This is a genomic window from Variovorax paradoxus (assembly GCF_022009635.1).
Classification (GTDB): domain Bacteria; phylum Pseudomonadota; class Gammaproteobacteria; order Burkholderiales; family Burkholderiaceae_C; genus Variovorax.
This window is the reverse complement of sequence record NZ_CP091716.1, coordinates 7716172-7729255: the sequence shown is the minus strand read 5'-3', so window position 1 is coordinate 7729255 and position 13084 is coordinate 7716172. Positions and strand designations below refer to the sequence as shown.

Sequence of the window (13084 nt, the reverse complement as noted above, 5' to 3'; positions counted from 1 at the left end):
CACGAACTGAAAGGAGACACACCATGTCAGTGATCGGATTCATCGGACTGGGCAACATGGGCATGCCCATGGCCGTCAATCTGCACGAAGCGGGCCACGAGGTCAAATGCTTCGACATGAGCCAGGCCGTGCTGCGCCAGGCGGCGCAGCACGGCATGAAGCCACAGCAGAGCGTGGCCGCGACCGTCGAAGGTGCGGACTTCGTCGTGTCGATGCTGCCGAGCGGCAAGCACGTGCTTGAGGTGATGGCGAACGACGGCGTCGCCTATCCGCGCGACTGCGTGGCGATCGACTGCTCGACCATCGACATCGTGTCGTGTTCCGGGTTTCACAAAGCGCTGTCCGAACGCGGCGTACTCTCGCTCGACGCACCCGTGTCGGGCGGCGTAGGCGGCGCGGCCGCCGGCACGCTGACCTTCATGGTCGGCGGCTCTGACGACGCCTTCGCCAGGGGGCTGCCCGTGCTGCGCGCGATGGGCAAAAACATCATTCATGCAGGCAGTGAAGGGGCTGGTCAGGCCGCGAAGATCTGCAACAACATGATCACGGGTATCTCGATGGTCGCCGTGTCGGAGGCGCTGAACCTCGCGCGAAACCTCGGTCTGGACATGCAGAAGTTCTTCGATATCGCATCGACATCCTCGGGCCAGTGCTGGGCGCTGACGAGCTATTCGCCCGAACCCGGCCTGGTGCCCGCATCGCCGTCCAACCGCGAATACGAAGGCGGTTTCGCGTCCGAGCTGATGCTCAAAGACCTGCGGCTGGCCGAGCAGGCCGCCCTGGCCTCCAACTCGCCGGCGCTGCTCGGTGCTGCTGCGGCCTCGCTCTATGCGATCCATTGCCACGGCGGCCAAGGGCGGCTCGACTTCTCTTCCGTCATCCAGATGATGAGGAAACGCTAGCCAACTTTTCTGCTTCGAGACATTCAAAAATGATGGAGACAAAAAATGAAGAGCGTATTGACTGCGATGTTCAGGTTTCTGGTGCTCCTCGGAGCGTTGCATGGCTCGGCCGCATTCGCGGGACCGACGGTCGGCAAGATCATTGTGGGTTACCCGCCGGGCCAATCGGTCGACAGCGTCGGCAGACTGCTCGCCGAGCGGCTCGGCAAGATGACCGCCCGCACGTGGATCGTCGAAAACATGCCGGGCCAATCGGGCAGCATTGCGCTGGCGGCGGTGACCAAGCTGCCGGCCGACGGCAGCGTGCTCACGCTGTCGGCATCGGCTGCGTTGGCGGGCAATCCGTTTCTCTTTGCCAACGTGCGCTATGACCCGATCAAGGACTTCGAACCCATCGGCCTGATCTACGACGCGCCGCTGCTCTTGCTGGTCAACACTGCGTTGCCGGTGAAGTCGCTGCCCGAGTTGCTGGCGTACCTGCGGGCCAACCCCGGAAAGCTCAGCTTCTCGTCGCCGGGCAATGGGTCGGTCTCACATCTGGCAATGGCGGAACTGCTGCGGCGCAGCGATACGAGGATGGAGCACATTCCCTATCAGGGCGCATCGAAGTCGCTGTCGGATCTGGCCGGTGGGCAGGTGCAGGTGTCGTTCGACGCCATCGCGCCTGCGCTGCCGCTGATCCAGGCCGGGAAGATCCGTGCCATCGCGATCAGTTCGAAGGAGCGTTCCACGCTGATGCCGGACGTTCCCACGGTCTCCGAGGGCGGCATCGACGGCTTCGACCTCGTGCCCTGGGTCGGCTTGCTCGCACCCGCGGGCACGCCCAAGGAAGAAGTCGAAAAGCTCAGCACGGACCTCGCGAAGATCATTCGCTCGGACGATTTCTCCAGGCAGATCGTGATGCTCGGCGGTCGCCCGCGCCCCTCTTCGGCGAGCGAGTTCAAGAGCTTTCTTCGCAGCGAAGTGGAGCGCTGGTCAGGCGTGATCAAGCGCTCCGGCGCCAAGTTGGAGTAGGGCGCGATGTTGATCGGTACCTTGGATCGGGCGAGAACTTCGCGGCATGCCCGTTCGCTGCCCGATGGGTTTTCGTTCCATCGCAGCGAGTGGATGGACAGCGGCAAAGACCCGCTTTTTTCGCCCACCGTCTTTCTTGTGGAACAACCACCAGGTTCGGTGTTGGCCTCGCATTTCCACACGCAGAATCAGTTCCAGGTGGTGATGGCGGGCTCGGGCAAGCTTGGGGCGCATGAGGTGCGGCATGGCTCGGTCCACTACGCCGGCCCATACACGGGCTATGGCCCTGTCGTGGCGGGGCCGGAAGGCCTGAGCTACTTCACGATCCGCGCGGTGTACGAGACCGGCGCGAACTTCATCGACAGCGCGCGCGACAAGATGGTTCGTGGTCCCAAACGCCATGTGCAGGGGCCTCCGCTCGATGCGTTGCCTGTCGACGATCTCGCGCGGTTGACAGAGCCTTGCATGACCCACCTGATCGAGCCGCAGGCCGACCGGCTGGAGGCTTGCGTCTGGTACGTACCTCCGGGCTCTCATGTCGAGGCACCGGTGCCCGCGCCTTCCGGCCAGTTCCAGTTCGTGATGTCCGGCAGCCTGCGCCATGAAGGCACATGGTGCACTCGTTGGGAGAATCGCTACGTGTCGGTCGACGAGCCTGCGAGCGTGCTCGAAGCGGGGCCGCAAGGCCTGCAAGTGCTGCTGCTTCAGATGCCCGCCAAGGCGCCGGAATATCTGGCGCTACGCACGGTTTGATGCTGAGGTCGAGCACAGAACCGTGCGGTATAACCTCGGGCATGAACGAGCCAAGGCCCTTACCTCGTGCCAAACGAGAAACGCCGACCTTGTCGGCAGAACAAGTCTGCGATCGGATCCGAAGCTCCATTCTGGCTGGTGAGCTCAAGCCGGGCGAAAAGCTGACCGAGCAGGATCTGGCGGCGGAATACCTCGTGAGCCGCACGCCCGTGAGGGAAGCCATTCGCCAGCTCGAAGTGGAGCGGCTGGTCTCGCGCACGCCCTTTGTCGGCGTGACGGTGGCCCAGCTCAAGCCGTCGGAGATCATCGAGCTGCTCGACATCCGGGAGGTGCTGGAAGGACTCGTGGCGCGGCGCGCGGCGAAAGAAATCAAGCCCGAGGAGCGAGCCCGCCTGCGGAAAATCCTGGAGCGCATGGCCAAGGCCGAAGAGACTCACGATGTGTCGAAGTACCTGGATGCCGCGCTCGAATTCCGCAGGACGCTGGCCGAGTGCTCTCGCAGCGAGACGCTTATCCAGTACGTGATGGCGATCGAGAACCGGCTCCGGCTCATGGGCAACCGCACTGCCTCGATACCGGGGCGCATGGCGGCTGCGATCGTTGAGCACAAGAAGCTCATGAAGGCAATCGAGGCCCGAGACCCGGATGCCGCCGAGCGGCTTAACAGGGAGAGAATTCAGCACATTCGAGCTGACGTCGAGCGGTCTTTTTCATTCGCAATCTTCTGAGGCGTTTCCAAGTCACCGAGCGGACTTTGCCGATCTACGTCGGCTCTTGCAGGGCTGTGCGCGCACAAGCCAGGAACGGGGCGATCAACGGACTTTCCCAATCGTTGCGCCAGCAGGCCGCAATCTCCATTGCGGCGTCGACGTTTCGCAAGGGCCTGAACACCACGCCAGGGGGGCGGCCGATCTGAGCGCAGGCAGGCAGGATCGCGACGCCCTTGCCTGCCAGAACCAGCGCCAGTGCCGAGACCATCGTCTCGACCCGCTGGGCAATCGGCATGCTGACATCGTGCCGCCGCAGCAGCGACGCAACGACCGATTTGTCGACATCGCCCTCGGGAACCGGCAGTCCGATGAGCGCCAGGCCCGAGAGGCGCGCCAGCGGAACGCTGGTCAGCCGCGCCAGCGGAGAGTCGACGCGCACCGCAAGCATCAGCGGCTGGCTGCCGATGCGCTGCGTCGCAATGCCCGCCTGCGCAATGGGCGGAATGCAGATCGCCACTGACACGTCCGAGTCGGTGAGGGCCGAGACATTGTTGACGGCATTCAGCTCCACATACTGGATCTCCACCTCCGGCAGCCTGCGCCGCAGCTCGTTCTCGAGCCTCGGCAACACGAGATAAGACAGCACGACCATCGTGCCGATGGTGAGCCGGCCCCGGTTGCCCGATCCGATGGCGCGCGCGGCGTCGAAGCCCTCGTTGGCCAGCAGAAGTGCCTCTTTCGCGCGCCGGAACAGTGCATTGCCCGCATCGGTGATCTCCATGCCGTGCGCCGCCCTGCGAAACAGGGGCGTGCCCACGGCCGCCTCCAGGTTCTTGATGTGCACCGAGAGCGGCGGCTGCGCCATGTTGAGCCGGCGGGCAGCCCTGCCGACGCTGCGCTCCTCGGCGACGGCCACGAAATAGCGAAGGGTTCGAAGGTCCGGTGTAGCCATACGCTGGGCATATGCCTTTTCAAGAAAACAGTATTGGACGCCTTGTTGCGGCGCATCAATCATTTGCACATGAAAAACTTTCCCGTCCTTCTTCCAAAGTCCGAGATCTGCGAGATGCCCGCAATAACCATGCGCAGACTGGTCGCGCAGCGCGAGATCTCGCCGGTGGAGATTGTCGAAGAGGTGCTGCGCCGCGCCGATGCCCTGCAGCCGCACCTGAACTGCTTCATCACGTTATGCCATGAGCAGGCGTTGCAGCAGGCCAGGGAAGCCGAGCAGGCGCTCATGCGCGGCGAGGATTTGGGCCAGCTGCATGGTCTTCCATTTACGGTGAAGGACATCGTCGACACGGCGAACGTACGCACCACCTACGGCTCTTTGCTGCACCGCGACCATGTGCCCACGCAAGACGCAGTGGCCGTGGCGCGAATGCGCGAAGCCGGCGCCATCCTCATCGGCAAGACCACCTCGTCCGAATTCGGCGCCAAGTGCCTGACCGATGCACCGCTGTTCGGAAGCACCCGCAACGCGTGGAATGCGTCGCGCACGAGCGGCGGCTCCAGCGGCGGTGCGGCGGCGTCGATGGCGGCCGGCATCGCGCCGCTGGCCATCGCCACCGACGGTGGTGGCTCGACGCGCATTCCCGCAGCGTGCAATGGCGTGGTCGGCCTGAAGCAGAGCCTGGGCGTGGTGCCGCACAGCCAGGTGCAGGACGCGTTCGGCAACTACACCTACGTGACGCCCACCACACGCAATGTGGCCGACACGGCACTGATGCTGCAGGCCATGACGGGCGCGCACGGGTCGGACCCGTGGTCGCTGGGTGTTCCGGCGCGGCGCTACTTCGACGAACTGCAAGCCGGCGGCGATCTTCGCGGCAAACGCATTCTTTTCTGCGCTGCGCCGGCGGGGCGACCGATTGCCGCGGATGTTGCATCCGCCTTCGAGGCTGCCCTGGCAACTTTGGCGTCGATGGGGGCCGAGTTGCAGCCGATGTCCGGCGACGGCTTCGACGTGGAGCCGGTGTGGCGCGTGATCAACCACACCAGCTGGCGCGGCCGCTTCGCTCCCATGGCGGCGGCACACGGCGACCAGATGAGCCCGTCGCTGCTGAAGCAACTGGCGCTGGCCGAGCATGTGGATGGCATCGCGTTCCAGCAGGCCATGTTCGCGCGGACAGCATTGTTTCGCGGCATTCAGGCGCGGCTGGAGGCGCATGACTTTATCTTCACGCCCACGCTTTCGCGCACGGCGCTGCCCATCGACCAGGACCTGTTCGGCAGCATCGAGATCGACGGCAAGGAATACGCCGAGGTGCGCGCGAACTGGTTCCCCTGGACCATGCCGTTCAACCTGACCGGGCACCCCGCCATCAGCTTGCCTTGCGGCGCGGGGCGCGACGGGCTGCCGATCGGCATGCAGTTGGTCGGACGCTTTCGCGAAGACGGGCAATTGCTGCAGGCGGCCGCCTCGTTCGAAGCTGCGCACCGGCCGGCGAACGCGCTGCCGGTCGTTGCCTTCTAAGGCCTCTTTCTTCTCCGATTTTTCAACCAGCAGGTAGCCACCATGACCTCGTTCCTGAAGACACTCGTGCTCGGCGCGTCGATTGCCCTGGCCGGCGGCGCCGCGCACGCCGACAACGCGCCCGTTCGCCTCATCATCGGTTTTCCGCCGGGCGGCGCGCTCGACAACCTGGCGCGCTCCCTCGCCGAGGAACTGCGGGGCTCGCTCAAGGAACCCGTTCTGGTGGAGAACCGTCCCGGTGCCTCCACGCGCATTTCCATTGAGGCCGTGAAGACCGCGCGGCCCGACGGGCGCACCATCCTCATTGGTGGCACGCCGCCCTTCGTGCTGTTTCCGATGACCTATGCGCGGCTGAACTACGACGTGGACAAAGACTTCATTCCCGTTGCGCATCTGGCCAATGTGCCCAGCGTGGTCTCCACCGGCGCGAACCAGCCGTACAAGACGATTTCCGAATACGTCGCGTGGATCAAGAAGAACCCCGCCCAGGGCAGCGTGGGCATGACCAACCTCGGCGGCGGCTTGCACTTCAGCGTGCTGCAGCTGTCGAAGGCCATTGGTGTGCCGCTCACAGCCGTTACTTACCGGGGCGGCGCGCCGCTGGCGACGGACATCATCGGCGACCACGTGCCGCTGGGTGCCGACGCGCTGGCGAGCCAGTTGGAGCTGCACCGCTCGGGCAAGCTTCACATCCTGGGCGTCGCGGGCACAAAACGGTTGAGTTGGCTGCCCGACGTGCCGACCTTCAAGGAAGCTGGTTACGACGCCTTCGATCGCGCCAACGCGTCCTATGCCGCCTTCGTGCCGGCGGGCACGCCAAAGGATGTTGTCGCGAAGCTGCAGGCAGCCTTCCTGGCTGCAGTGCGCAGCCCGCAGGTGCGCGGCCAGCTCGAACGCATGGGGCTGGAGGCAACCGGGCTGCCCGGCGCCGAAGTGACGCGCATCATGAATGAAGACCGCGAGTACTGGCGCCCCATCGTCAAGGCCTCGGGCTTCAAGAGCGATGAATGAAGTGGTGAAGGAAGACGAGGAGAGGGCCGCGTGGACCGTGCTCGTCGTTGCAAGCCTGGGCGCGTTCCTGTGTTTCCTGAACCTCAGTGCGCTCAACGTAGCGCTTCCTTTGGTTGCGCGTAGCCTGAACGCTTCGCCATCGCAGGCGAGTTGGATCCTGCTGTCTTACATGCTGGTCAGCACCGTGTGCATCCTCAGCTTCGGAAGGCTGGCCGATCTGTGGGGGCGGCGGCGACTCTTTCTCGCGGGGCTGGGTCTCTTCCTGATCGCTTGTGCGGGCTGTGCGGCCGCGACGAGCTTTGGCGCCATGCTGTTCTTTCGCGTCTGCCAAGCAGTAGGCGCGGCTGGCGTCATGGCCAATTCCAGCGCCCTGGTGGGCGATGCCTTCGGCCGCAAGAAGGTGGGGCTGGCGCTCGGGGTGCTCGCCATGGTGGCTGCCCTCGCGCAGGTCGCGGGGCCGCTGGCCGGCGGCTTTGTCGTTTCTTGGTGGGGTTGGCGCGTCCTCTTCATGCTGAACGTGCCTATCGGGCTTTGCGTGCTGGCCTGGTCGTGGAAGACCCTGCCGGAGAGCACGGCGACAGCCATCACGGAGCGTTTCGACCTGGCCGGCGCCTTGATGTCGCTCGCCGGAATTGGAAGCGTGATCTATGCGCTCTCGATGGTGGGAACGCGCGGCTGGGCGAGCGTGCCGGTCTGGGTCTTCATGCTTGCCGGTGTTTGCGCCATCGTCGTTTTCGTTAGGGTGCAGCAGCGCGCGGCGAGCCCTCTGGTCGACCCGGCACTGTTCAGGGATCCAGGGCGTTGCACGGCTTACGCGTGTATCCTGCTTCTGTCGATGTCACAGGCCGCACCCTTGCTGCTCGTGGCCCTGTATCTCCAGGCGTGCGCGGGCCTGGCGCCATCGGAGGCGGGCACGCGCATTGCACCGGTCGCATTGGGGATGCTGATGGCAGCCCCGATGGCTGGCAGCCTCATGAGGCGCTTCACGCCCGAAGTCCTCTGCGTGGCAGGCATGCTGATCGCCGCGGGTGCGTTGGCGCTGTTGGCAGCCATGCTGCAGCCAGCCATCGGCACCGGACAATTGGCCGCCTGCCTGTGGATGCTGGGCCTGGGCATCGGTAGCTTTGTGACGCCGAACAACGCGTCCATCCTTCAAAGCGTGGTGCCACAGCGCAGAGGTATTGCGAACGGCGTGCGCGCGACCTTGCAGAACACCGGAATCATGATGGGGACGGCGCTCACGTTGAGCGTGGCGATGGCCCAATTGCCCTACAGCTCGCAACTCATGATTCTTGGTAACGGCAATTCAGCGCTCGCGGCTGTCGATATCGCTGCATTCACCGAGGGAGCAAGAGCTGCTTTCGCAATGCTCGCGTGCCTTTGCCTTATGGGGGCGGCGCTGATTGCGAAGAACTGCCGCACGGCCTGGGCGGGGCAACCTGTTTGATGCAGCCGGTTTTCAGACGGTGGCCGATCAGGGAGGGCGGCTTTGAGGGGTGTACTAAGCGCTGAACCTGCGGCGACAACAAACACGAGACACCTCATATCGCCTAAGTCCTTGATTGACATCGACTCGGGTGTAAACACTTTATAGTCAGCCCGATTTGTGACCTAAATCGCAAGACACGCGCAGGTCGAACCATATTCCCGAGACAGGCGCAGGTTTTTGACAATAAACGCTGGACTTGGCGCAAGTGCCAACCCCGCTGTTCGTCTGAAGGTGCACCGACGCGTCTTGCCATTGCCGGGCTTGAATATCGTCGTGGGCGTTCCGTCTGCATGCAGCATTGCCGAACCCCAGCGGTTGAAGACAGCTTCCTACCTATATCAATCAAGGCGATGCCGAGCGCAAAAAAGGCGACAAGCATGGCCGAGCTGGCGGATGGTGGGTCTGACGCGTTTGCCCAGCTTGATGTAGAGCTCAACGGCTCGAATCCGATCTTCGTAGGAATACATGAACTACCTCCTGGTAGTCCAAGTTTTCGTCCGCACCCCCACTGGGTCACTTCTGGATGGAAATCAACACCCACTGGCTTAGTTTTCGGTCGGCGCCAACACGGTTTGCAGCGCTTGCGAAGTTGACGGATCGCGAAATCGGACTAATGAACATCAAGCGGCAACTTCAATCCGCTGGCACTTCAGCAGCCTGCCAATGGACAGCCACTTGCCCGAATTCGTGATCGACGAGGGGTAGTCGATGGCGGCCAGCATGCTCGTCCGCATGAACGGCCTTGGCGCCAGTATTGGCAATAGAAGCTGAGTTGTCCGCACGGCCCGAGGCTGCGAGCCTGGGGATTCCGTGACAGTGAGCGTGCGTGTCGCTAGGCTTTTTCGGTCGCGCGCTTCCTGTCGGGCTTGCGCGCCGGCCCCTTGGTTTCAGGTTCCGTACGCGGTGGCAGGGGAGGCCGGCCGTGCGGCATGCTTGCGATGGCGTCGGCATACACATTGCCGCCGCTCGAGATGTGAGCGGTCATGGCCCGGTCCGCCGCTTCTTCATCGCCCGACAGGATGGCACTGATGATGGTCTGATGCTCCGCGAGCGAGTTGCGGATGCGGTTGGGCCGGTCGAACAGCGCGCGTTGCGGGTGACGCATCCGTAGCCGCATCGATCGCAACTGGCGCGCAAGCACTTCGTTCAGGCTGCCGTCGTAGATGATCTCGTGGAATGTGCGGTTGGCTTCGCCGTAGGCCTCCGCATCGTCCTTGACCGCGGCCTGTTTGCAGGCTTCGTTGGCCTGCTCCAGTTGCCTCCGCTGCAGGGCAGGCATGCGTCGCGCAGCCAGCCGCGCCGCCAAGCCTTCGAGTTCCATGAGAATCTCGAGCATCGCGATGTACTCGGGTACCGACAATGTCGCAACGACTGCGCCCTGTCGCGGCATGGTGGTCACGAGGCCTGCCGATATCAGCTGCTGGATGGCCTCCCGCGCGGGGGTGCGCGACACCTCGAAGCGGTCCATCAGTTCCTGCTCGTCGATGCGCGAGCCGGCATCCAGTTTGCCAGCGATGATTTCGCTTTCGAGGGCTTCGCGGATCTTGTCGCTCAGGTTGATACGGGACATGGGTTGAAAACTCCTGCCGATATCTTAGCCGGCCGCAAATACGCAAGAAGGTTCGCCGAATTCGGAGCGACGCCATCCGCATACCGCCGCGGCGATTACCGAGGTCACCGGGAGGTCCCTTGTGCGGCGGCAATGGAGGATTCCGTCTCCCGGGCCTTCATCGCATCATCGAAGCGGTCGAAACGTGCCGCGACAAAGGCGGGGCGCTGTTGGACGGCCGCCCACCAGGCATGGACGCGCGGATGTGCGTCGGGGCTCAGCGCTTGTGGGGCGATCTCGTCGATTCGTGCGATGAAGGGAACCGCTGCAATGTCGGCGAGCGAATACGCTGCGCCGACCAGCCATTTCGAGTCCGCCAGCATGGCTTCCATCTTGTCGACGATCCGCAGCAGCTTGTCGAGGGCTGCGGCCTTCTCTTCCTCCGTATAGGGACGCCGTGCAATCCGCACCCAGGCCTCGCGGCGTTCCGCGGTGGGAATGCGCTCCAGCTTTTCCTTGAGTTGCGCATCGCTCCATTGGCTGGCTCCCGGTTGCAGGGCGAGGCTCCAGTTCAGGATGAGCAGGTTGGGCAGCGATTTCTCGTCGGTCCAGCGCACGAAGTTGCGCATCGTGGCGCGCTCGTACGGGTCCGCCGGGCGCAGCGCAGGCTCGGGGTACACCTCGTCGAGATACTCGCAGATCGTCGAGCTCTCGTAGAGGGACTTGCCCGGGGCGATCAGCAGCGCGGGCACCACGCCGTTCGGATTCAGGGCCAGATACTCCGGCGAGTGCTGTTCCTGCTTGCTCATGTCGATGGGAATGCTCTCGTAGGCCAATCCTTTTTCGGCGAAGCAAAGCCGTACACGGCGCGAAGCGCTCGAAAGCCAACCGTGGAAGAGTTTCATGGGGTAGGTGAAGGGAGTGGGGGAGTGAGATCGGTCAGGGAATCAGAACAGGCGCGCCGCTGGTCGCCCGGCTTTCGAGATCCCGGTGCGCGCGTTGCACATCGGTCAGTGCATAGCGGTGCTTCGCCTCCAGGACCACGTCGCCCTTCTGCACGGCCTCGAACAGCGCAATGGCCGAACGACGAAGGTCCGCCGGTTCCGAGATGAAGCTGCGCAGAGTGGGCCTGCACACGCTCAGTGACTTGGCGTGCAACAGTTGCAGGTCGAAGCCTTCGACATCGCCCGACGCGGTGCCGTAGCTGATCGCGATGCCGAGCGTCTTCAGGCATTTCAGCGACGGCACGAAGACGTCTTTGCCGACGGCGTCGTAGACGACGGCCACACCGCCACCGTTCGTCAGTTCCAGCACCCGGGCGGCGAAATCTTCGCAGCAGTAGTTGATGACATGGTGGCAGCCGTGCGCGGTTGCCACCGCGGCCTTGGCTTCCGAGCCGACCGTACCGATGACAGTGGCGCCGAGCGCGCGGGCCCATTGCGACAGGATCACGCCCATGCCGCCCGCTGCCGCGTGCACCAGCACCGTGTCGCCGGGCTTCACGACATACAGGCGGCGCAGCAGGTATTCGGCCGTGAGTCCGCGCAGCATGTTGGCTCCCGCGATCTCCTCCGAGAAACCCTGTGGCAACGGGATCACGCGCGAGGCATGCACGTTGCGAGTTGCCTGGTAGGCGCCGGGTTGGAAGTAGGCCACCGGCTGGCCCACGCGCAGGTGGCCGACACCGCCGCCCACCGCTTCGACAACACCTGCGCCCTGCGAGCCCAGCGTGATCGGAAACGGCTCGCCGCCGTGCGGGCCGTGAGCTCCCTTGCGCTGGTAGATGTCCGCGAAGTTGAGCCCGATCGCCGTCTGCCGGATCTGCACTTCACCGGGAGAGGGCGACGGAACATCGACCTCGACGACTTCGAGGACGTCGGGATCGCCATGTCTGTGGATGTGGATCGCTGTGCTTTGCATGTGTTGGACGTGAGGGTTGGATGGGCATAAGGCCGCCGACGCATGAAGGCAGCGAATTAATTTTAGGGCTATGTGTACTTTTCATTTGTTTAAAAAAATACATAAAAACCCTATATGTATTTTTATAAGTATCTTCCGTACACTTGCACCGACCCAAGCAGAACGTTCTCGCCCAGTCCCGGAGACAAACACATGACCCTCACCAGAAGACAGTTCAGCGCGCTAGCCGCATCGGCAATGACCGCACCATGGGCACACGCCCAGCAACCACAGCCCGCGAATCTCGCCTCGCTGTACGAGGCCGCGAAGAAGGAACGCGAGCTGACCTGGTACATCGTTTTCCTGCCGTCGGAGGACGCGGAGACCATGGCGCGTGCGTTCACGGCTCGCTACCCGGGCGTCAAGGTGAACGTGGTGCGGACCACCGCGCAGGTGGCGTTCCAGCGCCTGAACCAGGACCTGAAGGCGCGTACCGCGAACTGCGATGTGTTTTCGTCGACCGACATCGGCCACTATGTTGATCTGAAGGCTCGCAAGCTGCTGACAAAGTACACGCCCGCATCGGCGGCGCTGATGGACAGTCGCCTGCAGAACCTCGATGCGGATGGCTACTACCACGCCGCCAGTGCCTTCATGGTCGGACTGGTCTACAACTCGAACAAGGTCAAGGCGGCAGAAGCGCCGACCAGCTGGATGGATCTCGCCGATCCGAAGTGGCGCGGCCTGGCTTCGGTGGGCCACCCGGGCTTCAGTGGCGCCGTCGGCACTTGGTGCATCGAGATGCGCAAGCTCTACGGGGACGGCTGGTTCAAGAAGCTTGCGCTGAACAAGCCGCAAGTCGGGCGCTCGATCATCGACACCGTCACGACGGTCAACTCGGGCGAGCGTTCGATCTCGGCGGGGCCTGTCAATCTGGCAGCCCTGACGGCCTCCAAGGGCAATCCGCTGGCCGTCTCGGCGCCGAAGGAGGGGCCAGTACTGATCGTTTCCCCGTCGGCCATCATGGCCAATGCACCGCATCCGAACGCATCCAAGCTGTTCATGGAATGGATGCTGGTGAGCGAGGATGCGGATCGAATCACCACGCAGCTGTATGGCATCCCTCGACGCGCCGGCGCCAGACCGCTGCCTGGCGTGCTTGGCCTGGGCGATGTCAAGACCGTGCTGCAGCCGACGGCTAAGGAGTCCGTCGATCAGCTGCCTGAAGTGATCGACCTGTGGAAAGACGCGTTCGGTGTCTGAGGCCGTCACAATCGCGCC

Annotated in this window: 13 protein-coding genes; 8 read left to right on the top strand and 5 right to left on the bottom strand. The window is 63.7% G+C overall.

Translation table 11 applies throughout. From position 1 onward, the window contains the following. Positions 1-23 precede the first annotated feature (23 nt). From mmsB to L3V85_RS36045, 4 genes are all read left to right on the top strand, one after another. Positions 24-902 carry a 3-hydroxyisobutyrate dehydrogenase gene (mmsB, locus tag L3V85_RS36060; protein WP_272934569.1) on the top strand — a complete coding sequence of 293 codons (879 nt, stop codon included), beginning with the start codon at positions 24-26 and terminating at the stop codon, positions 900-902. A gap of 45 nt (positions 903-947) precedes the next feature. Then, positions 948-1916, top strand: a complete 969-nt coding sequence (locus tag L3V85_RS36055; RefSeq protein ID WP_237677323.1) for a Bug family tripartite tricarboxylate transporter substrate binding protein — start codon at positions 948-950, stop codon at positions 1914-1916. Between the two features lie 6 nt (positions 1917-1922). Next, positions 1923-2669, top strand: a complete 747-nt coding sequence (locus L3V85_RS36050) for a hypothetical protein (RefSeq protein WP_237677322.1) — start codon at positions 1923-1925, stop codon at positions 2667-2669. Positions 2670-2758: 89 nt separating this feature from the next. Beyond that, positions 2759-3397 (top strand): GntR family transcriptional regulator, encoded by a 639-nt coding sequence (locus L3V85_RS36045; RefSeq protein WP_237677321.1) that lies wholly within the window; start codon positions 2759-2761, stop codon positions 3395-3397. A gap of 34 nt (positions 3398-3431) precedes the next feature. Here the strand turns inward: L3V85_RS36045 and L3V85_RS36040 are convergent, their stop codons facing one another. After that, on the bottom strand, positions 3432-4547 hold the full coding sequence (locus tag L3V85_RS36040) for a LysR family transcriptional regulator (RefSeq protein WP_237677320.1): 1116 nt from the start codon (positions 4545-4547) through the stop codon (positions 3432-3434). Here L3V85_RS36040 and L3V85_RS36035 point away from each other — a divergent pair. The 3 genes from L3V85_RS36035 to L3V85_RS36025 are packed head-to-tail and all read left to right on the top strand — an operon-like array spanning position 4461 to position 8313. Then, the gene (locus L3V85_RS36035; protein WP_237677319.1) at positions 4461-5855 is read left to right on the top strand and encodes an amidase; all 1395 of its coding nucleotides are present in this window, start codon (positions 4461-4463) and stop codon (positions 5853-5855) included. The genes L3V85_RS36040 and L3V85_RS36035 overlap by 87 nt on opposite strands. Before the next feature lie 42 nt (positions 5856-5897). Next, on the top strand, positions 5898-6866 hold the full coding sequence (locus L3V85_RS36030) for a tripartite tricarboxylate transporter substrate-binding protein (RefSeq protein ID WP_237677318.1): 969 nt from the start codon (positions 5898-5900) through the stop codon (positions 6864-6866). Beyond that, positions 6859-8313, top strand: a complete 1455-nt coding sequence (locus tag L3V85_RS36025) for an MFS transporter (RefSeq protein WP_237677317.1) — start codon at positions 6859-6861, stop codon at positions 8311-8313. Before L3V85_RS36030 ends, L3V85_RS36025 begins: the two co-directional genes overlap by 8 nt. Before the next feature lie 380 nt (positions 8314-8693). Here L3V85_RS36025 and L3V85_RS37400 read toward each other — a convergent pair whose 3' ends face one another. From L3V85_RS37400 to L3V85_RS36010, 4 genes are all read right to left on the bottom strand, one after another. Further along, on the bottom strand, positions 8694-8822 hold the full coding sequence (locus tag L3V85_RS37400; protein WP_272934819.1) for a hypothetical protein: 129 nt from the start codon (positions 8820-8822) through the stop codon (positions 8694-8696). Positions 8823-9187: 365 nt separating this feature from the next. After that, a complete protein-coding gene (locus L3V85_RS36020; RefSeq protein WP_237677316.1) occupies positions 9188-9925 on the bottom strand; it encodes a GntR family transcriptional regulator in 738 nt (245 codons plus the stop codon). A 104-nt stretch (positions 9926-10029) separates the two neighbouring features. Further along, on the bottom strand, positions 10030-10809 hold the full coding sequence (locus L3V85_RS36015) for a glutathione S-transferase family protein (protein WP_237677315.1): 780 nt from the start codon (positions 10807-10809) through the stop codon (positions 10030-10032). 34 nt (positions 10810-10843) lie between these two features. After that, entirely contained in the window at positions 10844-11824 is a 981-nt protein-coding gene (locus L3V85_RS36010; protein ID WP_237677314.1) for a quinone oxidoreductase family protein, read from the bottom strand. 192 nt (positions 11825-12016) lie between these two features. Between L3V85_RS36010 and L3V85_RS36005 the strand changes: the two genes are divergently transcribed. Further along, the gene (locus L3V85_RS36005; RefSeq protein ID WP_237677313.1) at positions 12017-13066 is read left to right on the top strand and encodes an ABC transporter substrate-binding protein; all 1050 of its coding nucleotides are present in this window, start codon (positions 12017-12019) and stop codon (positions 13064-13066) included. Positions 13067-13084 lie beyond the last annotated feature (18 nt).

Excerpts from the sequence above, each read along its gene's own strand:
- mmsB (WP_272934569.1), top strand. The coding sequence starts at position 24 with ATGTCAGTGATCGGATTCATCGGACTGGGCAACATGGGCATGCCCATG.
- L3V85_RS36055 (WP_237677323.1), top strand. The coding sequence starts at position 948 with ATGAAGAGCGTATTGACTGCGATGTTCAGGTTTCTGGTGCTCCTCGGA.
- L3V85_RS36050 (WP_237677322.1), top strand. The coding sequence starts at position 1,923 with ATGTTGATCGGTACCTTGGATCGGGCGAGAACTTCGCGGCATGCCCGT.
- L3V85_RS36035 (WP_237677319.1), top strand. The coding sequence starts at position 4,461 with ATGCGCAGACTGGTCGCGCAGCGCGAGATCTCGCCGGTGGAGATTGTC.
- L3V85_RS36030 (WP_237677318.1), top strand. The coding sequence starts at position 5,898 with ATGACCTCGTTCCTGAAGACACTCGTGCTCGGCGCGTCGATTGCCCTG.
- L3V85_RS36025 (WP_237677317.1), top strand. The coding sequence starts at position 6,859 with ATGAATGAAGTGGTGAAGGAAGACGAGGAGAGGGCCGCGTGGACCGTG.
- L3V85_RS37400 (WP_272934819.1), bottom strand. The coding sequence starts at position 8,822 with ATGTATTCCTACGAAGATCGGATTCGAGCCGTTGAGCTCTACATCAAG.
- L3V85_RS36020 (WP_237677316.1), bottom strand. The coding sequence starts at position 9,925 with ATGTCCCGTATCAACCTGAGCGACAAGATCCGCGAAGCCCTCGAAAGC.
- L3V85_RS36015 (WP_237677315.1), bottom strand. The coding sequence starts at position 10,809 with ATGAAACTCTTCCACGGTTGGCTTTCGAGCGCTTCGCGCCGTGTACGG.
- L3V85_RS36010 (WP_237677314.1), bottom strand. The coding sequence starts at position 11,824 with ATGCAAAGCACAGCGATCCACATCCACAGACATGGCGATCCCGACGTC.
- L3V85_RS36005 (WP_237677313.1), top strand. The coding sequence starts at position 12,017 with ATGACCCTCACCAGAAGACAGTTCAGCGCGCTAGCCGCATCGGCAATG.